24 protein-coding genes and 1 pseudogene are annotated in these 25197 nt (G+C 38.8%); 18 read left to right on the top strand and 7 right to left on the bottom strand.

Going from position 1 to position 25197, the window contains the following annotated elements:
• Positions 1-88 precede the first annotated feature (88 nt).
• Both FK178_RS00420 and murB read left to right on the top strand, forming a co-directional pair.
• The gene (locus FK178_RS00420) at positions 89-1279 is read left to right on the top strand and encodes a pyridoxal phosphate-dependent aminotransferase (protein ID WP_146829951.1); all 1191 of its coding nucleotides are present in this window, start codon (positions 89-91) and stop codon (positions 1277-1279) included.
• On the top strand, positions 1279-2292 hold the full coding sequence (gene murB / locus FK178_RS00415) for a UDP-N-acetylmuramate dehydrogenase (RefSeq protein ID WP_146829949.1): 1014 nt from the start codon (positions 1279-1281) through the stop codon (positions 2290-2292). The genes FK178_RS00420 and murB overlap by 1 nt, the downstream gene beginning before the upstream one ends.
• Positions 2293-2361: 69 nt before the next feature.
• On the opposite strand, the gene FK178_RS00410 is transcribed toward murB, so the two are convergent.
• Entirely contained in the window at positions 2362-3102 is a 741-nt protein-coding gene (locus FK178_RS00410) for a fasciclin domain-containing protein (protein ID WP_146829947.1), read from the bottom strand.
• A 163-nt stretch (positions 3103-3265) separates the two neighbouring features.
• On the opposite strand from FK178_RS00410, the gene FK178_RS00405 reads away from it, so the two are divergent.
• The 6 genes and pseudogenes from FK178_RS00405 (at position 3266) to FK178_RS00380 (ending at position 9382) form a co-directional block, all read left to right on the top strand.
• A complete protein-coding gene (locus FK178_RS00405) occupies positions 3266-3472 on the top strand; it encodes a membrane or secreted protein (protein ID WP_146829945.1) in 207 nt (68 codons plus the stop codon).
• 3 nt (positions 3473-3475) lie between these two features.
• Positions 3476-4579 (top strand): glycosyltransferase, encoded by a 1104-nt coding sequence (locus tag FK178_RS00400; RefSeq protein ID WP_146829943.1) that lies wholly within the window; start codon positions 3476-3478, stop codon positions 4577-4579.
• Positions 4570-5148 (top strand): RNA polymerase sigma factor, encoded by a 579-nt coding sequence (locus FK178_RS00395; protein ID WP_146829941.1) that lies wholly within the window; start codon positions 4570-4572, stop codon positions 5146-5148. Before FK178_RS00400 ends, FK178_RS00395 begins: the two co-directional genes overlap by 10 nt.
• 65 nt (positions 5149-5213) lie before the next feature.
• A pseudogene (gene lipA / locus FK178_RS00390) lies at positions 5214-6085 on the top strand (lipoyl synthase).
• Between the two features lie 17 nt (positions 6086-6102).
• A complete protein-coding gene (gap, locus tag FK178_RS00385; RefSeq protein ID WP_146829939.1) occupies positions 6103-7110 on the top strand; it encodes a type I glyceraldehyde-3-phosphate dehydrogenase in 1008 nt (335 codons plus the stop codon).
• A gap of 37 nt (positions 7111-7147) precedes the next feature.
• Positions 7148-9382: an ATP-binding protein gene (locus tag FK178_RS00380; protein ID WP_146829937.1), complete on the top strand. Its 2235-nt coding sequence runs from the start codon at positions 7148-7150 to the stop codon at positions 9380-9382.
• A 111-nt stretch (positions 9383-9493) separates the two neighbouring features.
• Here the strand turns inward: FK178_RS00380 and lpxK are convergent, their stop codons facing one another.
• Positions 9494-10504 carry a tetraacyldisaccharide 4'-kinase gene (lpxK, locus tag FK178_RS00375; protein WP_146829935.1) on the bottom strand — a complete coding sequence of 337 codons (1011 nt, stop codon included), beginning with the start codon at positions 10502-10504 and terminating at the stop codon, positions 9494-9496.
• Between the two features lie 46 nt (positions 10505-10550).
• Here lpxK and FK178_RS00370 point away from each other — a divergent pair, with 46 nt between their 5' ends.
• From FK178_RS00370 to FK178_RS00350, 5 genes are all read left to right on the top strand, one after another.
• Positions 10551-11645: a Nif3-like dinuclear metal center hexameric protein gene (locus FK178_RS00370; RefSeq protein WP_146829933.1), complete on the top strand. Its 1095-nt coding sequence runs from the start codon at positions 10551-10553 to the stop codon at positions 11643-11645.
• A 2-nt stretch (positions 11646-11647) separates the two neighbouring features.
• Positions 11648-12427 (top strand): zinc ribbon domain-containing protein, encoded by a 780-nt coding sequence (locus tag FK178_RS00365; RefSeq protein ID WP_146829931.1) that lies wholly within the window; start codon positions 11648-11650, stop codon positions 12425-12427.
• A gap of 146 nt (positions 12428-12573) precedes the next feature.
• Positions 12574-13212, top strand: coding sequence for a hypothetical protein (locus FK178_RS00360; protein WP_146829929.1), 639 nt, complete (start codon positions 12574-12576; stop codon positions 13210-13212).
• A 1-nt stretch (position 13213) separates the two neighbouring features.
• Positions 13214-13873 (top strand): peptide-methionine (S)-S-oxide reductase MsrA, encoded by a 660-nt coding sequence (gene msrA / locus FK178_RS00355; RefSeq protein ID WP_146829927.1) that lies wholly within the window; start codon positions 13214-13216, stop codon positions 13871-13873.
• A 104-nt stretch (positions 13874-13977) separates the two neighbouring features.
• A complete protein-coding gene (locus tag FK178_RS00350; protein ID WP_146829925.1) occupies positions 13978-15471 on the top strand; it encodes a potassium/proton antiporter in 1494 nt (497 codons plus the stop codon).
• Here FK178_RS00350 and FK178_RS00345 read toward each other — a convergent pair.
• Positions 15468-16817, bottom strand: coding sequence for an FAD-dependent oxidoreductase (locus FK178_RS00345; RefSeq protein WP_146829923.1), 1350 nt, complete (start codon positions 16815-16817; stop codon positions 15468-15470). The genes FK178_RS00350 and FK178_RS00345 overlap by 4 nt on opposite strands.
• A gap of 309 nt (positions 16818-17126) precedes the next feature.
• On the opposite strand from FK178_RS00345, the gene FK178_RS00340 reads away from it, so the two are divergent.
• From FK178_RS00340 to FK178_RS00325, 4 genes are all read left to right on the top strand, one after another.
• Positions 17127-17372, top strand: a complete 246-nt coding sequence (locus FK178_RS00340; RefSeq protein ID WP_146829922.1) for a hypothetical protein — start codon at positions 17127-17129, stop codon at positions 17370-17372.
• A gap of 67 nt (positions 17373-17439) precedes the next feature.
• Positions 17440-18087 (top strand): flavin reductase family protein, encoded by a 648-nt coding sequence (locus FK178_RS00335; RefSeq protein WP_146829920.1) that lies wholly within the window; start codon positions 17440-17442, stop codon positions 18085-18087.
• Positions 18088-18403: 316 nt separating this feature from the next.
• Positions 18404-18559: a lmo0937 family membrane protein gene (locus FK178_RS00330; protein WP_146829918.1), complete on the top strand. Its 156-nt coding sequence runs from the start codon at positions 18404-18406 to the stop codon at positions 18557-18559.
• Positions 18560-18711: 152 nt separating this feature from the next.
• Positions 18712-19398, top strand: coding sequence for a hypothetical protein (locus tag FK178_RS00325; RefSeq protein WP_146829916.1), 687 nt, complete (start codon positions 18712-18714; stop codon positions 19396-19398).
• Between the two features lie 83 nt (positions 19399-19481).
• Here FK178_RS00325 and FK178_RS00320 read toward each other — a convergent pair whose 3' ends face one another.
• Complete coding sequence (locus tag FK178_RS00320; protein WP_146829914.1) at positions 19482-20414, bottom strand: serine hydrolase; 933 nt, start codon at positions 20412-20414, stop codon at positions 19482-19484.
• Positions 20415-20438: 24 nt separating this feature from the next.
• Positions 20439-21713: a kynureninase gene (gene kynU / locus FK178_RS00315; protein WP_146829912.1), complete on the bottom strand. Its 1275-nt coding sequence runs from the start codon at positions 21711-21713 to the stop codon at positions 20439-20441.
• A gap of 122 nt (positions 21714-21835) precedes the next feature.
• On the opposite strand from kynU, the gene FK178_RS00310 reads away from it, so the two are divergent.
• Positions 21836-22477, top strand: coding sequence for an O-methyltransferase (locus FK178_RS00310; protein WP_146829910.1), 642 nt, complete (start codon positions 21836-21838; stop codon positions 22475-22477).
• A gap of 41 nt (positions 22478-22518) precedes the next feature.
• Here FK178_RS00310 and FK178_RS00305 read toward each other — a convergent pair whose 3' ends face one another.
• Positions 22519-22800: a Sec-independent protein translocase subunit TatA/TatB gene (locus tag FK178_RS00305; RefSeq protein WP_146829908.1), complete on the bottom strand. Its 282-nt coding sequence runs from the start codon at positions 22798-22800 to the stop codon at positions 22519-22521.
• Between the two features lie 79 nt (positions 22801-22879).
• On the bottom strand, positions 22880-25192 hold the full coding sequence (locus FK178_RS00300; RefSeq protein WP_146829906.1) for a M1 family metallopeptidase: 2313 nt from the start codon (positions 25190-25192) through the stop codon (positions 22880-22882).
• Positions 25193-25197 lie beyond the last annotated feature (5 nt).

Here is a 25197-nt window from a genome sequence, read left to right as displayed (position 1 = left end):
GTAAAAATCAAATTATAAATGACCTGTTGCAGGAATGAATTCTCCTTTTAATTTCGCATTTTTGCAGTGATAAAAAAACCATTTTGTTATGCCTAAAATCTCCGAAAAAGGTCATTCCATGCCGGAATCTCCAATTAGAAAATTAGTTCCTTTTGCTGAAGAAGCCGTACGTAAAGGAAGAAAAATATATCAGCTTAATATAGGGCAACCGGACATTAAGACACCACAGGTTGCTTTAGATGCAGTAAAGAACAATAATATTGAAGTATTGGCCTACAGTCACTCTGCAGGGTTTGAAGATTATAGAAAAAAACTCGCAGAATATTACAGACAAAAAGACATACCGGTAGACAGCAATAATATTATAATTACCACGGGAGGATCTGAAGCATTGCTATTTGCCATGGGAACCATAGCCGATGCCGGTGATGAAATTATTATTCCGGAGCCATTCTATGCCAATTATAACGGATTTGCAACCGCATCTGGTGTAAAGATCGTACCGGTTGAATCTACAATAGAAACCAATTTTGCTCTTCCTCCTATTCAGGAATTTGAGAAGCTTATCACTCCTAAAACTAAAGCTATTCTTATTTGTAATCCAGGGAATCCAACAGGATATTTATATACAAAAGAAGAGATCCAGCAATTGTCTGCCATGGTTCTAAAACATGACATCTTCCTGGTAGCAGATGAAGTGTATCGTGAATTCACTTATGATGGGGCAGAGCACCATTCCATAATGAGCCTGCCAGAATTGAAGGAACATGCAATTATGATAGATTCAGTATCTAAACGTTACAGTATGTGTGGTGCACGCATAGGGTGTTTGGTATCTTCCAACAAGGAGGTTATGCAAACGGCCATGAAATTTGCGCAGGCACGTTTAAGCCCACCCACCTTTGAACAAATTGCCAGTGAAGCGGCATTACAAACGCCACAAAGTTATTTTGATGAGGTGATAGAGGAATACACTTCAAGACGTAACATCCTGGTAAATGGTCTGGAGGCCATTGAGGGAGTAAGGGTTGCTACCCCAAAAGGAGCTTTTTACTGTATCGCAGAACTTCCTGTGGAAAATGCCGATGATTTTGCGCGTTGGTTACTGGAAGAATTTCAACATAACAACGAAACGGTTATGGTGGCACCGGCTGCCGGATTTTATTCCACACCAAATACGGGATTGAACCAGGTGAGAATTGCTTATGTACTTAAAAAAGAAGACCTGGAACGTGCCGTAGAGATCCTGAAATTTGCCCTAAAGGAATACAATAAATAATGAAAATTTTGCAGAATGCTTCTCTTAAGGACCATAATACGTTTGGAATAGACGTAAAGGCAAAAACCTTTATTTCGGTTGAAACTATTGAGGAACTTAGAGAAGTTTTAAAACAAAATTACTCTGAAGATATCCTGGTTTTAGGGGGCGGCAGTAATATGTTACTCACCGGGGATATAGACGCCACCGTTTTACACATTGGGCTTAAAGGAAAAGAAATAGTAAGGGAAACCGAAGAAGATGTTTTTATAAAGGTTCAAGGCGGTGAGAACTGGCATGAAACCGTTCTTTACACCCTTGAAAATAATTGGGGCGGACTCGAAAATCTATCTCTTATCCCGGGAAATATTGGGACTGCACCTATTCAAAACATTGGAGCTTATGGAGTGGAGCTTAAGGATACTTTTTTTTCCTGTGAAGCCATAGATATGCAAACCCTTGAAATGAAGGAGTTTGATAATTCTTCCTGCCAATTTGATTATCGCAGCTCTATTTTTAAATTGGCCGTCAAGGGAAAATATATAATTACAAGTGTCACCTTTAGGTTAACAAAAAAAGAACACCGGCTTCATACAAACTATGGTTCTATACAGGAAGCCTTAGATGAAATGGGGGTTGTAAATGCGGGGATTAAAGATGTTTCAAATGCAGTTATAAAAATTCGCAGCCAAAAGTTACCAGATCCTAAAAAACTGGGGAACAGTGGAAGCTTTTTTAAAAATCCGGTGATCACAGTTGCTGCCCTGGATAATTTAAAAAATAAATTTTCAGGGATCCCTTCTTATCAGGTTTCCGATACGGAATTTAAAGTTCCCGCAGGATGGCTTATCGAAAATGTTGGTTTAAAAGGTTACCGGGAAGGAGATGCGGGAGTTCATAAGAATCAGGCACTGGTATTGGTTAATTATGGTGCCGCTACCGGCAAAGAGATCCTGAATCTGGCCAAAAAAATCCAGGCAGAGGTCTATGAAAAGTTCGGGATAGAGTTACAACCGGAAGTAAATATAATTTAAGAAGAATTAGTATAAAAAAAAGAGGCTGAAATCAAATTCCAGCCTCTTTTTTGTTAGAAAAAGTTCTCTTTAAGGAGTTGCGCTACCTGTAGTAGTCCCGGCAGTAGTTCCGGTTCTTGTAGCAGCTTCATTTTTAGTTGGGTCCTTAGGCCATAATACTTTATCAATTATATGTATAACACCATTAGATCCTTCATTATCTGATTCTATTACACGGGCTTTATTACCGGCCGCATCAGTTAAGATAATATTATCACCTTCTATGGATGCCGTAATGTTCTCTCCCTGCATAGTTTTAATGGCATATTTACCATTCCCACTTTGAATTTGTTGTTTTAATTGATCTGCAGTTACACGTTGATTCACCATTAAATAATTCATAGAAGCAACATTTCTATCTCTTCGCTGTGCATCATTTAATTGGGTTCTTTGCGCCTCGGTTAACGCGGCATAGGCTTCATTGGATGGTGCAAAAATTGTATAGGATCCTTGAGTGGCCTGTGTTGTTCCCGCGGTTCTCGCCGTTGTAGTGTCTCCAGCCATTCGTGTACCATCCAGGTTTTGAGATATCTGGTTTCTGTTCCACCCTTCATTGAAAGTTGTAAGATTTTGATTTGCCTGCAGTCTTGCATTTATATTGTTCTCGCGTTCAAGTCTTTCCCTGTCGGCTCTCATTTCAGCTTCCCGGTCGGCTTCCATACGTTCCATTTCCATGCGATCATCAATATCATCATCTGTCTTGTTATCCTTACATGAAGTAAATGCAATTCCTGAAAGAATCGCAACTAATAATACCTTTCTCAGTTTCATAATTTTGGTTTTTGTTAATTAACCTGCAATTTAGCACTGAAACTGGTGATTCAGAAGCAATTGCGATTAAAGTTTAGTTAAATAGTGTAAAGGTTATATTAATTGGATTTTACATTTTTAAGCCCCCTTTTTTATTCTTATTTTTGCATAACAAATAAATGCTATGAAACTTTTAATAATAACTATAATACTACTGGCACTTGCTTTTGCAGGAATTGCTATAAAGATTTGGGGTAAAAAAGATGGAAAATTCGCAGGTACCTGCGCCAGTCAAAGTCCGTTTTTAAATAAGGATGGAGAAGCCTGCAGTTTCTGTGGAAAATTGCCCGATGAAGTCAAAGATTGTTCTGAGCCTAAGAAGATCAATTAATCTATGGCGCTAACATTATTTGTATTATTTATTTTATTTTCCTTGCTAAATATCCTGTTTTATATAGGATATTTTAGTTTTTCTTCATCCAAACCTACAAAAATCCCCGGAGGTCAACTCCCGGTCTCGGTAATTGTTTGTGCAAAAAATGAAGCCGAAAACCTTAAAAATTTCATACCGGCAATTCTAAGCCAGAACTATCCCAATTTTGAAATAATTCTTATAAACGATGCATCTGTCGATGAAACACTGGATGTGATGGAAGCATTCCAGGAAACCGATCCCCGGGTGAAAATCGTGAATGTGCAGAATAACGAAGCGTTTTGGGGAAAGAAAAAATACGCTTTAACCCTTGGAATAAAAAAGGCAAAAAATCCTTACCTACTTTTCACCGATGCTGATTGTGCCCCTGAAACTGAATTCTGGATAGAGCACATGACCGCTCATTTTCACGAAAACAAGTCTATTATATTAGGCTATGGCGGGTATTTTAAAAATAAGATCTCCATACTTAATAAATTAATACGTTACGAAACCCTGTTTACGGCAATTCAATATTTCTCCTATGCCAAATGGGGAATGCCATATATGGGCGTAGGACGTAACCTTGCATATACTTCTACCGAGTTCTATGAGCAGAATGGTTTTGCAACCCATTTACATGTTCGCTCTGGTGATGATGATCTTTTTGTAAACCAGGCAGCCACAAGGGAGAATACTGCTATTTGTTTTGATGAAAAGGCAATTACACGCAGTGTTCCCAATAGTAGCTTTAAAGAATGGGTAAGCCAGAAACGCAGGCATATATCCACCTCGGTTTTATATAAGCGGGAACATAAAGCTATACTTGCAACATTTTACCTTAGTCAACTTCTTTTTTGGATTCTATTCATTGTACTGATGGTTTTTCAAATCCACTGGCAGGTTGTACTTGCAATATTCACAATTCGAATCCTGGTGCAATATGTAGTATTTTGGCAATCGGCCAAAAAACTTAATGAACTGGATGTAGTTTGGTTAGTACCGGTGATGGATCTATTCCTTGTCTTTCTGCAATTTGGTATCTTTAGCACAAATCTTGTTTCAAAACCCTCCAATTGGAAATAAATAAAACCCCGCTTTCAGCACAAATAGAACAAGCCAAAACGGGACACCAGGCGGCGTATAAATTTTTGCTGGATTCTTTTTGGGGAGATGTCTATGCTTTTCAGCTAAAAAGGACCCGTAATGAGTACGATGCAGAGGAGATAACAATCCAAACCTTTTCCAGGGCTTTTGACAAGTTAAATACGTATGATGACAAATTCGTTTTTAAAACCTGGCTTCTCACCATTTCCAAGAACATTCATATAGACCTTGTAAGGAAAAAAAATGCCTCGATAAGCTCCAGGACAGAAGATGAATCCAGTGAAAGCATACATCGAATTGCAGATGAAACCCCTTCCATTGAGGACATTTTAATAAATGAACAGCACCTTGCCCAATTGTTAAGTGATATTAAACAGTTAAAACCTCCATACCAGGAAGTAATTAATCTCAGGTATTTCCAGGAAAAAACCTATAAGGAAATAGCCGCCAAACTGGATGAACCTCTAAATAATGTAAAGGTTAAGCTCCTGCGGGCAAAAAAATTATTATCGCAAATTATTGAATCCCGCAGGAGCGGGAACCTTTAAAACTCCTCCCCTCTCCCTTATAGTTTTCCCCATATTATTGTATCTTTGGGCCTTAGATTTTTTTTATGGCCACAGAGACTTTAGTTACTGAAAAACCAACCCCCAAACCTAAATGGCTTCGGGTAAAACTCCCCACAGGAAAAAAATATACCGAACTTAGAGGATTGGTTAACAAATACGATCTTCACACTATTTGCACCTCGGGTAGTTGTCCTAATATGGGAGAATGTTGGGGGAAGGAACTGCAACTTTCATGATCCTGGGTAACATTTGTACCCGCTCCTGTGGTTTTTGCGGGGTAAAAACCGGCAGGCCCGAAACCGTAGACTGGGACGAGCCTGAAAAAGTTGCACGTTCAATAAAACTTATGCAAATAAAACATGCAGTGATCACAAGTGTAGACCGTGATGACATTAAGGATATGGGCTCAATTTTATGGGCAGAAACAGTGAAGGCTATTCGCCGTATGAATCCGGAAACTACGCTGGAGACCCTTATTCCAGATTTTCAGGGAAATGAACGCAATATTGACCGCATTATCACAGTAAACCCGGAGATCGTATCCCATAATATGGAAACGGTAAAAAGACTTACCAGGGAAGTACGCATCCAGGCTAAATATGAACGCAGTCTTGGGGTATTGAAGTATTTAAAGGATCAGGGAATTAACAGAACCAAATCTGGTATCATGCTGGGGCTGGGGGAAAAAGAGGAGGAAGTGATCCAAACACTGCATGATCTTAAAAGCGCGAATGTTGATGTGGTTACGATTGGTCAATATTTACAGCCCAGCAAAAGGCATTTACCTGTAAAGGAATTTATAACTCCAGACCAGTTTAAAAAATATGAGACCATAGGCCTCGAACTTGGTTTCAGACATGTAGAAAGCGGTGCATTGGTGAGATCATCCTATAAAGCTCAAAAGCATTTACTTTAATGGCGGCCAATGTCTCTATGGAGAAAAAAATTAGGATAGGGATTAATGGGTTTGGAAGAATAGGCCGAAACCTCCTAAGGTTATTGATCAATCATCCAAATATTGAAGTAGTAGTCATTAATGATCTTGCCGAAGCAACTACTCTTGCGCATCTTTTAAAATATGACAGCATCCACGGAAAACTTCCTCATGAAGTTATTGGTACAGCCGATGAAATAGTTGTTAAGAAACGGAGGATCCCTGTTTTAATGCACTCCCATCCCCGGGATATCCCCTGGGATGATTTTGGGGTTGATATAGTAGTGGAAAGTTCCGGGAAATTTAAGAGCAAAGAAGACCTGGAACATCATTTAAAGGAGGGGGTTAAGAAAGTTCTGCTCTCTGTACCATCTACAGACGAAAGTATAAAAATGGTAGTTCTGGGGGTAAATGAAAATATTCTTGATGGCAGTGAAACCATAATTTCCAATGCCTCCTGCACCACCAACAATGCAGCCCCTATGCTGGATGTGATCCATAAGAATTTTGGGGTGAAGCACGCTTATATTTCGACCATACACTCCTATACATCAGATCAAAGCCTGCATGACCGCCCGCATCGCGATCTTCGCAGGGGAAGAGCTGGAGCCTTGTCTATTATACCAACCACTACCGGGGCAGCAAAAGCGCTTACAAAGGTATTTCCAGACCTTAAAGACGTCATTGGGGGTTGCGGAATTAGAGTACCCGTCCCAAACGGATCCCTTACAGATATGACACTGAATGTAAATAAAAGTACCACCATAGAAGAGGTTAATGCTGTTTTTGAGGAAGCCTCCAAAACCTATTTGAAAAATATCTTAAGCTATACCCGGGAGCCACTGGTATCCATTGACATTGTGGGTGATACGCATTCCTGTATTTTTGATTCCCAGATGACATCTGTGATTGGGGGAGACCTTATTAAATTAATTGGGTGGTATGACAATGAAATAGGCTATTCCAGCCGGCTAATTGATTTAATTTCTTTCGTTTCAAAGAATTAACTATATTTAACTTTTAATAAGCACCAGTCGATCCCCAATGAAGAACCTCTTTTTTTCGCTTATCCTCCTGTTTGGTGGTTACACCGGTTTAGATCTACAGGAGAAAACGCCGGAAGAAATTTCAGAAATTAACGCCCGGATTCAGCAGTTATTAAACGAAGCTGAAATCTCTGTCAATGTTCTTAATTTTGAGGAAGCCCTGAGCCAGCTTAACAAAGCCCTGGAACTTTCCAAACAGATCAATGATCAAAAATCCATTGCGCTTTCCAGCGGTGTACTTTCCCAACTTTTTTATATTCGACATGATTATGACCGTGCTGTAACAGAGCTTCAGCGTGCTATCGCAATTCAGCGGGAAATAAATGATGAAGCAGGCCTGGCGTATAGTTATCTCAATTACGCCAAATTATTTAATGCTAAAGAGGATTTTGCCCGGGCCACCAATTATTTAAATCTTGCTCAGGATTATTATAAAAAGGAAAACAACCTGGAATTTATAGGGATTGTTGAACTTAACCGAGCCATTGTTTATTTACATGGCAATAACAAGCCTCATCAAATTGACAAGGCTATGCAGCACCTTGATAATGCAGAGAGTTATTTAATGCCCAGCAATAATTCCTATGAAAAATCCCGCCTGCACTATTATCGCAGCCGGGCTTATATATGGAAAAATGATCTGAAACAGGGAGAAGAAGAAGCTCAAAAATCCCTTGCCATATCAAAGGAAAATAACTTTGGCAGTATGATCTTATATAACACCAAGTTGTTAAGCCAGATCTATCAAAGCCAGGGGGATTTTGAAAATTCTTTAAGTTACCTGCAGGAAAGCGATAAAATAAGAGATTCAATCTTTAATATTAACAGGGAGGCCCTGGCTTTAGATGCCAATACCAGATACGGTGTTGACGCCTTAAGAAGTAATGTGAAAGAGTTGACTAAACAAAATGCCGAGCAGGAGAAATCTTTAAAAGTTAATAAGTTAACCACCATTTTAAGTGTGGCTTTGATAACAATATTATCCCTGCTTACACTCTCGTTATATAAGAATAACAATTTAAGGGCAAGGGCCAATGACTTGCTCCAAAAGAAAAATGATGAGCTTACCATAGCCAAGGAAAATGCTGAAAAAGCTTCCCTTGCCAAGGCCCAGTTCCTATCTACTATAACCCATGAACTGCGTACGCCATTATATGCAGTAACCGGGTTAACTCATCTCTTACTTGAAGAAAGTCCTACTGAGAATCAAAAGGAACATTTAAATTCCCTTAAATTTTCCGGAGAATATTTATTATCATTAATTAACAACATTCTCGACCTTAACAAGCTTGAAGCCAGAAAAGTTGAGATCCTTGAAACTTCTTTTAATTTGGAAAAAAGAATTTCAGATGTATTGATCGCGCTGAAAAATTCCGCCGATGACAAGAATACCAAACTGCATTTCAATTTTGATCCTGAAATTCCGAAGAAATTAAAAGGAGATCCGCTTAAGATCTCTCAAATCCTAATTAATTTGATTGGGAATTCTATTAAGTTTACAGAGAATGGAGATATCTGGATCAATGTTAGCCGCGTAAACCAGGTAGGCCAGCAATTGTTTCTTCATTTTGAGATTAAAGATAACGGCGAGGGTATTACCAAAGAAAAGCAAACCGCAATCTTTGAGAACTTTACCCAGGGCTCTATGCAAATAAACCGCAAATTTGGAGGTACCGGTCTTGGTCTTTCAATTGTAAAGAATTTGCTAACCCTAATGAATAGTGAAATTCATTTGGACAGCGAGTTGGGAAAAGGTTCTGCTTTTAGTTTTGATCTTAAGTTTGAAGCATTTGAAACCCCTGGCGCTACTTCAACCCAATCAAAGGTTGCCACGGCCCTATCAAATGAGACCATGCGCAATAAGAAGATCTTAATTGTAGAGGATAATAAGATCAACCAGATGATTACCCGCAAGATCCTGGAAAAACACAATGTAATATGTGATGTTGCAGATAATGGCACTATAGCTATTGAAAAGGTAAAGAGCAATGATTTTGACCTTATTTTAATGGATATCCATATGCCCGGTATAAGCGGTATTGAGGCCACCATTGAAATAAGAAAATTTGATGATCAAATTCCAATAGTTGCTTTAACCGCAGTAACCCTGGATGAAAATCTGGATGAATTTTACCTTAACGGGTTTACCGATATTATTCCAAAACCCTATAAAACAGAGGAATTTTTCCATAAGCTAAACACCCATTTGGCCGCGAGTAATATTACAGCATAACCTTTGGCATATTGTTTGAAATACAACAGCTAGTAGAATTATATAGAGCGCGAAAGCACTTCAAAATATAGTTTGAATTAGCCAAAAGAAAATATGAGGTGCAACTACACCTCATATTTCGTTTACTACATATTGTTGTATTTGCTGTCTAAATTCAGTTTCATTATTAATGAACTTGCTCTCTATAGGAATGAAGTACAGGTTAGGATGCTTAAGAACATCCTTAAGTCGCATATAATCTTTTTCTGTAGTAATGATCACTTCCAAATCTTTAAATAAGGAAAGCTCATTACTGGTAAAAATATGATGGTCGGGAAAATTGAAGTGTGTAAATTTTAATCCCTCTTGCTCCACATAATTTATAAAAGGTTGGGGATTGGCAATTCCGGTTACCAGTCCAATTTCTTTCCCTGAAAATTGTTGTATTGGGAATTCACCCAGATTATTTACCAGAACACCTGCATAAGCTATATAGCTAAAATATAGATGTTGGTAGTCACGTAATTTCAGCTTTTTCCTTATCCTCTCCTGTTTATCTGCGCCTAACGTGGGCGGACATTTAGTTACTACTATGATCTGTGCCCTTTTTGCCCCTGTAACAGGCTCCCTTAAATTCCCTGCAGGCAATATAAAATCCTTATAGTATATATTGTCATATGAGGTAAGCAGAATATTTAGCCCGGCCTTTACTTTTCTATGTTGAAAGGCATCATCCAGCAACACCACATCTGGTGAAACCTGGGATAAAAGAGTTGAAATTCCCCTCTCCCGGTTCTCATCAACTGCTATAAAAGCTTCAGGAAATTTCAGTTTAAATTGCAAAGGTTCATCCCCCACCCGCGAGGCTTCGTCATCATCCTTCAGCAAAATGTAGGCCTTGGAATTTCTTCCATAGCCACGGCTTAAAGTTGCAATACGATATTGCGGCAGAAGCAATCTGAGTAAATATTCTATCATAGGGGTTTTACCTGTGCCTCCCACGCTAAGGTTTCCCACACATATTACAGGTAAGGCAAATGATCTGGATTTAAAAACCCGGGAATCGTAAAAAATATTCCGTAGCCATATAATGAACCCGTAAAGTAAGGAGAAAGGAAGAAGGATTTTTCTAAGGATACTCATCGTAACGAAAGTATAATATTTATATTTGAATTTAAAATACTTGAACATGTTAATTGCTGAAGTCATTGACCATCTTGAAGATCTCGCACCTGTGGCCACCGCCGAGGATTTTGACAATGTGGGATTGCTTGTGGGAGATCCCAAAACCAAATTAACTGGTATCCTTATAACCCTTGACACATTGGAGGAAGTTGTGGAGGAAGCAATTTCAAAAAATTGCAATTTGATTGTAAGTTTTCATCCAATCATATTTTCAGGATTAAAAAAGATCACGGGAAGGGATTATGTAGAACGGGCAGTGATAAAGGCCATTCGCAACAATATCGCTATTTACGCCATACATACTGCACTGGACAACCACCATTTGGGGGTAAATAAAATGATATGTGATAAACTCCGGTTAAAGAATACAAAAGTACTTATACCGGGAAAAAATAAGATAAATAAACTTATTACGTACGTCCCAACTGCGAATGCCAAGCACCTTAGAAATAAATTATTTGAAGCAGGGGCCGGGGCCATAGGGAATTATGATAATTGCAGCTTTAACCTCGAGGGGGAAGGAAGTTTCAAACCCAATGAAGATGCGAATCCGGCAATTGGAGCAAAGGGAGAGATCCATTTTGAAAAAGAGACACAAATTGGTGTGGTGTTCCCTTCTCACCTGGAAACAAGGATTCTTCAAACCCTGTTTAAAGAACACCCTTATGAAGAAGTTGCATATGAGATTACCACTTTGAACAATGCACATCAAAATCAAGGAATGGGAATGAGCGGGGAACTTGAGAATGCTATGCAGGAAATCGAATTTCTGGCCCTGCTAAAGAACACCTTTAATACAGGTTGCATTAGACATTCGGCCCTTAGGGAAAAAACAGTAAAAAAAGTTGCAGTATTAGGGGGCAGCGGCAGCTTCGCAATAGATAATGCCAAAAAAGCCGGAGTTGATTTCTTTATAACAGCAGATCTCAAGTACCACGACTTTTACAAAGCCGAGGGAAAGCTGGTATTGGCAGACATTGGGCATTATGAAAGTGAACAATACACAAAAGATTTAATACATTCGTATCTTAGTAAAAAAATTAGTAATTTTGCACTTATTTTAGCGAATACAAAAACCAATCCTATCAAGTATTATTAACTATGGCAAAAAAAACCGATGTTACTGTAGAAGAGAAGTTAAGAGCGTTGTACGATCTTCAACTAATTGATTCCAGGATCGATGAAATTAGAAATGTACGAGGTGAACTTCCGTTGGAGGTAGAAGACTTAGAAGATGAAGTAGCCGGATTAAACACACGTGTTAAAAAATTAGAAGCTGAGCTTGAAGTAAGCGATAACGACATTAAGAGCAAAAAGATCCTTATTGATGATTCTAAAGCAGCAATAAAAAAATATTCTGAACAACAGAAGAATGTTCGGAACAATCGTGAATTTAATGCTTTAAGCAAAGAAGTTGAATTCCAGGAACTGGAAATTGAACTTGCTGAGAAGCACATAAAGGAATACCGGGCCCAGATCGAGCAAAAGAAAGAGATCATTGCCCAAACCCAGGAAAGGTTAACAGATCGTGAAAAACATCTTGCCCATAAAAAAGGTGAATTGGATGCGATCCTTGCCGAAACTCAAAAAGAGGAGGAAATGCTTATGCAAAAATCCAATGAGTTTGAAGGGCAGATAGAGGCACGTCTTATTAGTGCATACAAGCGTATACGTAATAATGTAAAAAATGGTCTTGCAGTGGTACCGGTAGAACGTGGTGCTTCAGGAGGTTCATATTTTACAATTCCACCACAGGTTATCGTTGAAATTTCCGGTAGAAGAAAGATCATCACAGATGAACACAGTGGTAGAATTTTAGTAGATGAGGATCTTGCTAAAGAAGAACAGGAAAAAATGTCTTCGTTCTTCTCCAAGATCTAAGATATTTTCTCAAATTATATTTGATGGGTATTTAAAAGCATTCTTTTAAATACCCATTTTATTTTTGGTTAATTCCATTAACATCCTCTTCACATTAATATTCATATTAAAGCCTAACTTTATTGTTCAGTCAAAAAACCCCTTGTATGAATATCAATAAATTTCCCCTCGTATTCGCCCTGCTATTTGTAGTGGCTTCCTCTTGTAAAAATTCCAATTCAGGAGATGATGTTAAAGAAAGTGATGATGTTATAACTATTGAAGGTGATACCCGTGATCCCAACAATCCTGAATTTGAAGGATCCGGTGTTACTAAGGACAGGAATATTTATAATGAAGATATAGATTCCACAAACAATGAAGATCCCGGCAGTGGCAACAACACAAGCAATCCGGACCGCTCTGTTTCTAACACTACGGGTAAATATATCAAAACCGGGGAAGAAAGTGATACCAATTGTCACTGTTATTGTGTAGATCTAAATACATCGGGAACCCAGGAGTTATGCCTTGTGCCGGGTGAAATGTACATTAGTGCCCGTTTGCAAAAGAACAGCGATAATTCAATCGATGTATTCCTTGTAGAACCTTCTGCCCGCAATACACAGGGTAAAGATATGCCGTGGAAGGATTTTGACCGCAATAGTGCGATTGCAAAAATTACACCGCAGTCAAAGGGAAGTATTGATCTTGATTGGTTAGGTTTTAAAATTAATGGCGACTTAGCAATGGACTATGCCTTGTTTGGTAAAAAAACCCTGGAAGGTGAGTACAAATTAAAATAATATGAGATCTATATTTCTTTTAAGCTTTTCTATTTTTATTTTTTCCTGCGGAAACGGGAATACCCAAACAGTAACACGGGATGAAATTGCAAATGCCGAGCCGGTACCGGTGCCCATTGAAAACGGTATGGCGCGGGCCTACTTCGCCAGTGGTTGTTTTTGGTGTGTTGAAGCTGTTTACGAAAGTGTAAAAGGGGTAGATGAAGTGATCTCAGGATATGCCGGGGGCCACACTAAAAACCCTACCTATGAATCCAGCAATACCGGCAAAACAGGTCATGCTGAAGCTGTAGAAGTAATCTATGATCCAAAGGTCATTAATTTTGAGACCCTCGTTAAAATATATTTTGGTTCACAGAACCCTACCCAGGTGAATGGACAGGGACCGGATATAGGATCGCAGTACCGGTCAATTATTTTTTATCAAAACCAGCAACAAAAGGATATTATAGAAAAGATTAAATCTCAAACTGCAAAAAATTATGACAAGCCAATTGCGGCAGAGGTTCTCCCCTTTCTAAAATTTTGGGTGGCCGAAGATTATCACCAGAATTATGAAAAGCTGAATCCTAATAATCCTTATGTACAAAGGGTTTCATTGCCCCGTTTAAATAAATTTAAACAAAAATTTCCCGAACTTTTAAAGGAGAACGGCCAATAAGTTTTTAAATTTACCTGAAACATTAATGAAGCTCATAAGGCTTCATTTTTTTTACTTAAACACCCTAAATGATTGTAATATAAGCTATAGCCTCATAAGCATCCATGGAAATTACTACAGAAAATATTCTCTTAATTGGCTCCCTTCTATTACTAATTAGTATTCTGGCAGGTAAAACCTCCTATAAATTTGGTGTACCCACACTTATTTTATTTTTACTTGTGGGGATACTTGCAGGATCTGAAGGGATAGGAAAGATAAATTTTGAAGACCCCCAGCTTGCCCAGTTTATTGGGATAGTATCTCTTAATTTCATTTTATTCTCAGGGGGTCTGGATACCAGTTGGAAGGCCATAAAACCTGTGATGTGGCAGGGAGTTGCACTTTCTACATTGGGTGTATTGATCACGGCGGTATCGGTAGGTGTGTTTGTTTCTTTTATAACAGATTTTACAATCTATGAAGGTTTATTGCTTGGAGCCATCGTATCTTCTACAGATGCCGCGGCCGTCTTCTCCATACTCCGATCCAAAAATCTGGCATTAAAATCCAATCTTAGGCCCACCCTGGAGCTTGAAAGTGGGAGTAATGACCCTATGGCGTACTTCCTTACCATAGCATTTTTGGGATTGGTTATGAATCCCGATCAAAGCATATACAGCATTATTCCTTTTTTCTTTCAGCAAATTGTTATAGGCGCTTTTTTAGGTTTTGGTTTTGGAAAGCTGAGCAAAGTTTTAATTAACAGGATAAAGCTGGATTTTGAAGGCTTATATCCCGTGTTGGTAATTGCTCTTATGTTTATAGTATTCTCTGCCACAGATTTTCTTGGGGGGAATGGATTTCTTGCAGTCTATTTAAGTGCAGTCTATTTAGGAAACCAAAACATTATTCATAAGCGTACTATCATGAAAATGTTTGACGGGCTTGCCTGGCTAATGCAAATAGTACTCTTCCTCACTTTGGGATTGCTGGTTTTTCCAAGTCATGTGCTTCCGGTAGTGGGAATCGGGATCTTTGTTTCTGTTTTCCTTATTTTAATAGCAAGACCCCTTAGTGTTTTTATAAGCCTCATGTTCTTCAAAATGAAATTGCGCCGCAGGTTTTATATTTCCTGGGTGGGGTTAAGGGGGGCCGTACCAATTGTATTTGCAACCTATCCCCTTCTGGCCGGTATAGATAAAGCAGATATGATTTTTAATATTGTATTTTTTGTCTCGTTAACCTCTGTTCTGGTGCAGGGCACTACCTTGTCTTTGGTTGCAAAATGGCTGCATGTAGCTTTGCCCGGAAAAGCCAAACCAAGATCCCCTGTAGATGTATTTTTAAATGAAGGTGCAAAATCCTTTATAAGGGAGATCATTATTCCTGAAGAAAACCATTCGGTAGGTAAACGTATCGTGGAATTAAAATTTCCGCGGAAGGCTATCATTGCAATGATCTCACGTAATGACAAGTTTATCACCCCAAGTGGGTCTACTGAAATTGAGCCGAATGATATGCTTATTGTACTTACTGAAGATCAACCAACCCTTATTGAAGTCTATGACAGCCTTAATATGGACATGGAGCAGGATGATGATAATGGAGCCGTCTAACTTGTTTTCAATAACTCCAGGATCATTTTTTCAATTTCCGGAGAATTCCATTCCTGGGCTATATTTTTTTGCTGCATCACCTCATCCATTATACCGCGTTGTGTATCACCAATAGCAAGTGCTTCAGCGTATGGTTTGTCTGAAAATGTTACACGTGAATATAAGGGAATCCATTTATCGGGATATTTTTCGGCAAAATGCTTTTCTATTTTCTTGCGCAGCAGGAATTCGGGACTCGCAGTTTTGTTACTCATTTCGATGAAATTGCGGTAACTCAATTCAGCTATAGCATCTCCATTTGGTTTGCGCAATGTTTGGTATTCCTCAAAGATCTTCTCCCAGTTATCTCCATGTGCGTCCATAAGGTCATCTAGTACAGAAATATCTTCAAAACCTGCATTCATACCCTGGCCGTAAAAGGGAACTATAGCGTGGGCAGCATCCCCAATTAAAGCAACTTTATCCCAATAGGTCCACGGATAGCATTTTATGGTCACCATAGCACTGGTGGGGTGATTAAAAAAATCCCGTTTTAAGTTGGAAATGGAATCTTTTATATCGGGGAACCAGGTAGTGAAGAAATCTTCAGCCTGCTTTTCGGTTTTAATATTTTCAAAAGAGATCTCACCCTCAAAGGGCAGAAACAATGTACAGGTAAAACTGCCATTTAAATTAGGCATTGCAATAAGCATAAATTCTCCCCTGGGCCAGATATGAAAAGAGGCATTATCCAATTTATGGGAACCATCAGGATTTGCCGGAATGGTTAATTCTTTATACCCTACATCAATAAATTCCTGTGAATAATCAAACCTGCTTTGCCGCTGCATTTTATGTCTAACCCTGGAAAATGCTCCATCGGCTCCAAATACGTGGTCAAAATTGTATTCCTGCCATTCGCCCTTTTCGGTTTCGCCTGTATATATTTTAGCTTCAGGAAGGTCGATGTCCCAAACTTTTTCTTCAAATTTAAAGATCGCCCCCGCTTCCTCTGCCAGATCTATCATTCGTCGGTTCAGAATACCCCTGGAGATGGAATAAATTGCCTCCCCTTCTTTGCCGTATTTTTGATAATAAATAGGTTTGTCATTTACGTGCATCGCCCTTTTATCCAGTGGTAAGGCAAGTTTTCTTATTTCCTTTTCAATACCTACCTTCTCCAGGGCATGCCAACCCCGGTTTGACATAGCCAGATTAATGGATCTCCCTGAAAATTCAACTGTGCGTACATCCTGCCTTCGGTCAAAGACAGTTACCTGATGTCCTCTTTTCTTTAAGAAAATTGCCAGCAGCGATCCAACAAGTCCGGAGCCAATGATGGCAATATTTTTTATAGTTGTTTGCATTTACTAAAAACAGCGTGTTTATTCCAAGGTTGCCTCTGTTGGTAAAAATACTCAATTAAATATTATTACTCCTTTACAGGGAGGTCGGTTATTTAGAAATTAATCCTGGAACCTCTTAATTTACTAACCTACACCATTATACTAAAACTACAAAAGGAGTTAATTTGAAGGTAATTATAACTTGTTTAACAGGAAGGTGGACACTTAACCCTTAATTTCATCTAATATTAAACCTTTTTACACCGGCTTATTGTTGAAATGGTCGGTAGCTTTTGAAGAAATAGCACTTTTAATTTAAATAAACATATTATGGATCAGGAAAAATTTGAACAAATGCAGGCTATTAAAAATAAACTTGAAGATATTAAAAATAGCCAGGCCAGTATTGTAGATAAGATCAATCACGTGATTACAGACCTATTTCAACATCCGGACAAAGATCTGGAAAAAGCAATGGAAGAGGCCCACCAAAAGTCTTCAGAAAACATTGAAGCTATAAGTGAAGTTTTGGAGGATTACGAGATGAAAATTAATAAAATGGAGAATGAGGGCTAAAATTAACAAACGTTAATTAGGGTTATAACTAACTTGAGGCCAGATTAATTTCTGGCCTTTTTTTATTATGAAACATTACACCAATTCTGAAATCAGGAATTTAGATAATCTCTACCGTTTAAACCTGATCAACAGTTGTTCCGGCTACAAATCTGCAAATCTTATTGGCACAAAATCCAATTTGGGGATCACCAATCTGGCGGTATTCAATTCTGTTATGCATATTGGAAGCAATCCCCCATTGATAGGGTTTATTATGAGACCCGCAACGGTAGCCCGCCATACCCTTGAAAATATAAAAACCACGGGATACTTTACCATTAATCATATTCAAAAAACGATGATTGAGCAGGCACATCAAACCTCTGCAAAATATGATGAAGCAATTTCGGAATTTGAATCTACCGGGCTTGGAGAGGAATACCTTGATTCCTTTTATGCGCCTTATTTAAAAGAATCTAACGTAAAAATGGGATGTAAATATGTAAATGAATATCATATCAAGGAAAATGATACTCATCTTATAATAGGCGAGATAGAACATCTATATTTTGATGATGGAATACAGATGCCGGATGGATGGCTGCGGCTGGATAAGGCCGAAACTGTCGCTATTAATGGATTAGATGGTTATGCCCTACCCGTACTTCTGGACAGGTTTCTTTACGCAAGGCCTGGGAAGGAATTGAAATCCATTTTCAATAAGGAAATATAATAATTCGAAACAGCCGAGTTTCTCGAAATATATTTAACATTCAAATCAGATAATTTTGTTAATATTTAAACATATTAGGAAAATAAACCCTATAAAACATGAGTATTCCCTGTTTATTTAGGGAATTAAGTTAAACACTAGTTAAAAAGGTTTCTCTTCGTAAAGCTATTGTATAAATTCGTTTGAAATAACTAATCCTGGTTATTGAATATAATAATTGGAAAGTTTAAAAACCCCGGGTTTAAAAGATTTTCTTTTTTTTTGAATTCAATAACTATAATTTGTAACTTAGAGTTACACTAAAAAACCAACAATTATGAGAGATTTAATTTGGCTTATCGTAGTATTATTAGTAATCGGCTGGCTAGTAGGATATTTCGCCTTCCCCGACCTGGGAAGCATTATCCACATTTTAATAGTGATAGCTGTAATTTTAGTTTTATACAAATTACTTACCGGTAGGAGACTTTAATTAAAAAATCAATACAAAAAGCCCTTTTTTAAAGGGCTTTTTTATTTTGAGAGCTTTTCTAAAATATTTTAGTTCGTCCCATAAATAAATTGAATAATGATAGAATTTTCATAGGAGAAGTATTTCCTATATTTGATAAAAATAAAATTATTATGAAGAAACTGCTTCTTTCCTTTCTGTTTGCTTTGGTGATTATTAGTTGTAAAAATGATCCGGGAAAAGACACTGTAGATACTATAGAAGAAACCCCCACACGAACAAATGATCCCCTCACAACTCAAATTGCGTTTGCCAACGGATTTGAAAATTTTGAAGAGGTTAAACAAATGAATTTCACATTTAATGTAAAAGTAAATGACACTTTAAGGACTGAAAGAGCCTGGAAGTGGTATCCACAGGAAGACAGAATTGAGCTAACCGAAAAAGGAGAAATTTTCACTTACATTAATGACGGAGATCTGGAAGAGGCAGAAAAGCCTATTGATCAAAAATTCATAAATGATTCCTATTGGTTTTTATTTCCTTACCAGCTTATATGGAGCGAATATGAAACCGAACATATAAGAAATGCCATTTCTCCTATTAGTAAAGAGCAAATGCAACAATTAACCGTGCGCTTTGAAGGGGATGGCGGGTATACCCCGGGAGATTCCTATCATATCTTTTTTAACGATGACAATATGATAAGGGAATGGACCTATGAATCTTCAGGCGGCAGAACCCTTTCTACAACTTGGGAGGATTATGAGACTTTTGAAGGGATAACCGTGGCCAAAACCCATAAAAGTGAAGATGGAAGTTTTGAATTATTCTTTACAGATATTGAAGTTATAAAATAATTCTACTCAGTTTAAAAAATGTTGAGATCCCGTTATTCGATACCTTAGGGTTATGAAAAAACGGGATCCTTTTTTTATAAAAGTTAATACTTTAACCCTCTTACGAGATTATCTGAATTTTTAGCGGGCTTCCAGGTACTTTCAGGCTCAAAATAATTCCATAAAAAGGCAGAGATCTTTCTTTGTAACACCCAGGCTTCATTCTCATATTCCCAGGAAGTGTCTTCATTATTTTTGGTGGCAATATAAAAAACATAATCACCCCCGGGCGCATTAACCATTACCAGTTCAGAGCGGGATTGATTCACCATGCCTTGTTTAGCCGCTGTTTGAACATACGGAGGAATTTGTGACAGAGCATAATCTGTATAAAATGAATTTGTCATCATACGGTACATTTCATCGCTGGCTGCCTCACTTACCAACTCCCTGTTTCTCATTTTAATAAGAAGCCCTGCCATTTCGCGTGGCGTTGTTTGCCCCCATCCGTATTTTTTCCACAGATCTTCTCTACCCGGCGTCCTGGAATTTACCCGTGTATGCTCCAATCCAAGTCCTTCCATCAAATTATTGATCTCCTCTCCTCCCCCGGCAAGTTCCTGACTCCAAATTGAGGTAACATTATCACTGTAAGTGATCATAAGGGCTGCAGCGCTTCGAAGATCTGTACGGGTGCTGTCCTTAAAGAATTGCATAAGACCGGAACCCCCATAGACCCTTTCCTTATTATAGATCAATGTATCGAAAAGACTAAGCTCCCCCTTTTCAATTTTATTGAACAAACCGGCCAGGATGGGCACTTTCACCACGCTCGCAGTTGGAAAAACCGAATCTGCATGAATACCAGCTTCCTGCCTGGTTTTAAGATTGTAAACATATACCCCCGCCAAGCCTTTAAAATCCTTTACAATCTCACGTAGCTCCTTTTCAAGTGTAATATCTGTGTTTTTATCCTGGGCGTGTATTTCAAAAAAACAAAAGATCCCAAGAAAAACGTAGAGTAAGTTTTTAGTCATAGTGTTTGTTCAATTTTAAATATATTATTTTAGAATACCCTTCTTCAGGATCTGGCCAAAGTCATACATTTCTTCATAAGAACAATAAAAAGGAGCCGGAGCCAATCTTATCACATTAGGCTCCCGCCAATCTGTTATCACCCCATTTTCCATTAAATAGTTGAAGAGCTCCCTACCCTCCCCATGTAAAAAAACAGATAACTGGGTCCCTCGTTCCTCCTGGTGGGAAGGGGTGATTATTTCAAAATTTCCTTTAACCTCACGGTCGATTTCGTGAAGTATAAATTCCAGATAAGCAACAATCTTATTTCTTTTGGCAATTAAAGCATCCATCCCAACCTCATCAAACATTTCTACCGAGGCCAGGTAAGGTGCCAGGGCAAGGACCGGGGCATTACTTATTTGCCAGGCGTGGGCATTGGCCTCCGGCTCAAATTGAGGCTCCATAAGAAACCGCCTTTTCTTGTTATGCCCCCACCAGCCTTCAAAGCGTGGGATATCATTTAAACCGTGATATTTTTCGTGTATAAAACATCCCGAAGCATTGCCCGGGCCGGAATTCATATATTTATAACTGCACCAGGCTGCAAAATCAACTTCCCATTGGTGAAGTTTCAATTCAATATTTCCAGCTGCATGTGCCAGATCCCATCCTACTTTTGCCCCGGCTTCATGACCTGCCCTGGTAATTGTTTTAATATCGAGGACCTGCCCGGAATAATAATTCACCCCTCCAATTAGGACCAACGCACATTCCTCTCCAACTTCTTTAATTACTTTTAAGATATCTTCAGTCCTGAAACTGTGTTCCCCTTGCCTCTTCTTTACTTCAACAACCGCCTCCCTGGGATCAAATCCATGAAATCTCACCTGCGATGCTATCATATACTGGTCACTGGGAAATGCTTTTTCTTCACAAATGATTTTAAACCTTTTCTTTTCGGGTCGGTAAAAGGAAACCATTAATAGGTGCAGGTTAACGGTAAGGGTATTCATCACCGTAATTTCATGTGGTTTTGCCCCCACTATTTTACTCAATTTAGCTGAAAATCTTTCGTGATAGTCCCACCAGGGTTTCCGGGCCTTAAAATGGCCTTCTACAGCCAGGTCTGCCCAATCATTCATAATATCATCTACATACTTACGGGCACTTTTTGGTTGTAATCCCAGAGAATTTCCGGTGAAATAAATAACTTTCCTGCCATTTACCTTCGGGAATATAAATTGATCCTTATAAGAGGCCAGAGCATCTTCCCTATCCATATTTTTTGCAAATCCCCTGCTGTTTTCAAATTTCATAAATATTCATTTGTGGTAAAAATACTATTTAAATTCAGCTTCAAAAAGCAGGAATTTTTCTTTTCTGAAAATTGCCGTATGCCTGCCCATATTCTTTAAATTTGTTGAAAAATAAGATCTCTATGAATTTTATTCCGGAAGCTTTAGATGAATACGCGGTAAAACACACCCAGGCCGAACCGGAATTACTGGCGCAGCTTTCCAGGGAAACTTATCAAAAGGTTTTGCAACCACGTATGCTAAGTGGCCATTATCAGGGCAGGTTGTTGAGCTTGCTATCTAAAATTATCGCCCCCACGCGCATACTGGAAATTGGGACGTATACAGGCTACTCTGCCCTGTGCCTGGCGGAAGGTTTAAAACCGGAAGGAGAATTGCATACAATTGATATTAATGAGGAGCTGACTGACCTTCAGAAAAAATATTTTGACCTCTCGCCCTTTAAAGATCAAATCCATGCGCATTTGGGAAATGCCATGGAGATTCTTCCCAGGCTAAGCGGAAAATTTGATCTGGTTTTTATGGATGCAGATAAACCTAATTATCCCGCGTATTTTGACCTTATAATTGAAAAAATTAAACCCGGTGGAATTTTGCTAACAGATAATGTTTTGTGGAGCGGAAAAGTTATTGAAGATATAAAGGAAGATGACCTTTCTACAAAAGCCTTGCTGGAATACAATAAAAAAGTATCTGAGGATACCCGGTTGGAAACTGTTTTATTGCCCGTTAGGGATGGATTAAGCATAACCCGAATAAAATGAGGAGCTTTTCAAAAAGCAAACAAATAAAAGAAACAAGGATCTTATAACCTGCGTTTAACAGATCCTGTTATTTCATCGATCTCTTCCTTTACTTTAGATATCTCGCTTCTTACATCCTTAGAGATATCGGTATCTATGCCCTGCTTCTCTGCACTTTTCTGGATCTCGCTCTTAATATCATTGGAAGCATTGCGCAGAGTGCGCATACCTTTCCCGAGACCCCTGGCAATTTCGGGGATCTTATCGGCTCCAAATACCATGACCAGGATAAACATGATAAAGGCTATTTCGGCGCCACTAATAAATAAAGGTAATACTATCATACGGGACAAAGATAACTACAAATTTCACTAATAAAAGAAGCCGACTCGTTAAAGTCGGCTTAATTTAACAAAGGAGCAATTAGTCTCCCTGTTGATTTTTAAACTTCTGAAACTTATCTTCTTTAGGCTGTTGCGGCCAGGAGTTATTATCCAGGTTCACATCTGCCGTTTCAAGATCAGGATCTACCACAATTTTGACGATCTCTTTATTGGAAGCGATGGCTTTACTAACCTGCACGTCATTTTTTCTCCATACCTGTACTGGATAGGTAATCTTTTCAGAAGTACCATCGGCATAAGTATATTCAACAATTATAGGCATTACCAATCCTCCGGGTTTATTAAAGGTGACCTGGTAGAAATATTTTGGATTCTTTAATTTGGCTCTTTCCGCAGGGGTAAAATTATCCATTATATATGCGTTCAAACGGGGCGCATTTACCAAAGGATCCTTCCCTTTCATTTCCTCCCTGAACTCTTCGCTGCTCTCTTCAACCACAAACACTGCGTCAACACTGTTAGGATCTGTTACCCCATACTGCTCCAGAAATGCTGCACCTTCTTTGGTCGCCTTGTCTGTTACATAGAATTTTTTAACCTCCTGTATTCCAATATCTACAAAATCTGTACTGTAAAACCAGCCTCTCCAGAACCAATCAAGATCAACTGCAGACGCATCTTCCATAGTTCTGAAAAAATCCTCCGGTGTGGGGTGCTTGAACATCCAGCGCTGGGCATACGTTTTAAAGGCATAGTCAAACAGTTCACGACCCATTACTGTTTCACGTAAAATATTAAGGGCAGTTGCTGGTTTCCCGTAAGCATTGTTCCCTAATTGAAATACATTTTCAGGGTTGCTCATTATTGGCGCAATATATTTTTGATCCCCTTTCATATAGGGTACAATTCCCGCAGGAATACCACGTCTTGAAGGATACACATCATTTGGCGCAATGGCTTCAGGATAGGTTTTTCCAAATTCCTGTTCAGCCAGATACTGCAGGAAGGTGGTTAGGCCTTCATCCATCCAGCCCCACTGGCGCTCATCTACGTTTACGATCATGGGGAAGAAATTGTGCCCAATCTCGTGAATAATTACACTTATCATCCCGAATTTTACCCGGTCGCTATAAGTACCATCCGGCTCTGGCCTGCCATAATTCCAGCAGATCATTGGATACTCCATACCCTGGTTTTTTGCGTGTACCGAAATAGCTTTGTGATACGGATACTGGAAGGTATGATTTGAATAAGATTTTAATGTGCTTGCCACTGCCCGCGTAGAATATTCCTCCCACAGCGGATTTCCCTCCTTGGGATACATAGAAACCGCCATAACTTCTTTGCCCTGTACATCTACATTCATCATATCAACCACAAATTTTCGGGAGGTTGCAAAAGCAAAATCCCTCACCATTTCGGCCTTAAGTTTCCAGGTTTTCTTTTTATCAGAAAAGCCTTTTTCAGCCGCTTCAGCTTCGGCCTGACTTACAATTATAACGGGCTTATCAAAAGATTTTTTTGCCTGCTCATATCTTTTCATCATTTCCTTGCTGTACACTTCTTTACGGTTCAGGATCTCACCCGTGGCATCAAGAATATGATCTGCCGGTACTGTGATGTTCACTTCGTAATTTCCAAAAGGAAGGGCAAATTCACCGTTCCCCCAAAACTGCATATTCTGCCATCCTTCAACATCATTGTAAACTGCCATTCTTGGAAAGAACTGTGCAATTACATAGGCATTGTTCCCGTCTTCCGGGAAATGCTCATAACCGGAACGTGCCCTGTCTGTCACATGATTATTCACCTGGTACCACCATTTAATTTTAAAGGAGAAACTTTCCCCCGGTTTCAAGACCTGGGGCATATCAACCCGCATCATTGTAAAATTGATAGTATATGGAAGGGGTTTCCCGTCCTTACTTACTTCCTCAATGTTGAAGCCACCATCAAAGGGCTCTGTAAGAAATTGATTAACAAAACCTCCGGTTTGTGAAACGGGCGCTATTGAATTCCCATCCTTTTGCAAAGCAGGGGAATCCTTGGAACGTATATTTTGATCCAGCTGTACCCACAGGTATTCCAAAGGATCTGGTGAATTGTTATGGTAAGTAATAGTTTCAACACCTTTTAATATCTGTGTCTTATCATCCAGTTCAATATCCATTTTATAATCTGCCTGGTTTTGATAATAGGCAGATCCCGGTGCTCCGGCAGCTGTACGATATTGATTAGGAGTTGCTAACTCATCATATAACTGGCGGAATTTATTTTCATTAAAATGGCCCTTCTGGGTTATTTCTTCCTGAGCAGCTGGCTCATCCTGAGCATATACTCCGCTTGAAAAAACAAACATACAGGCAAATAGTACAAATTGAATTCTTCTCATTATGG

The organism is Antarcticibacterium arcticum (assembly GCF_007993795.1).
GTDB lineage: Bacteria > Bacteroidota > Bacteroidia > Flavobacteriales > Flavobacteriaceae > Gillisia > Gillisia arctica.
This window is presented reverse-complemented; position numbering and strand designations above follow the sequence as displayed.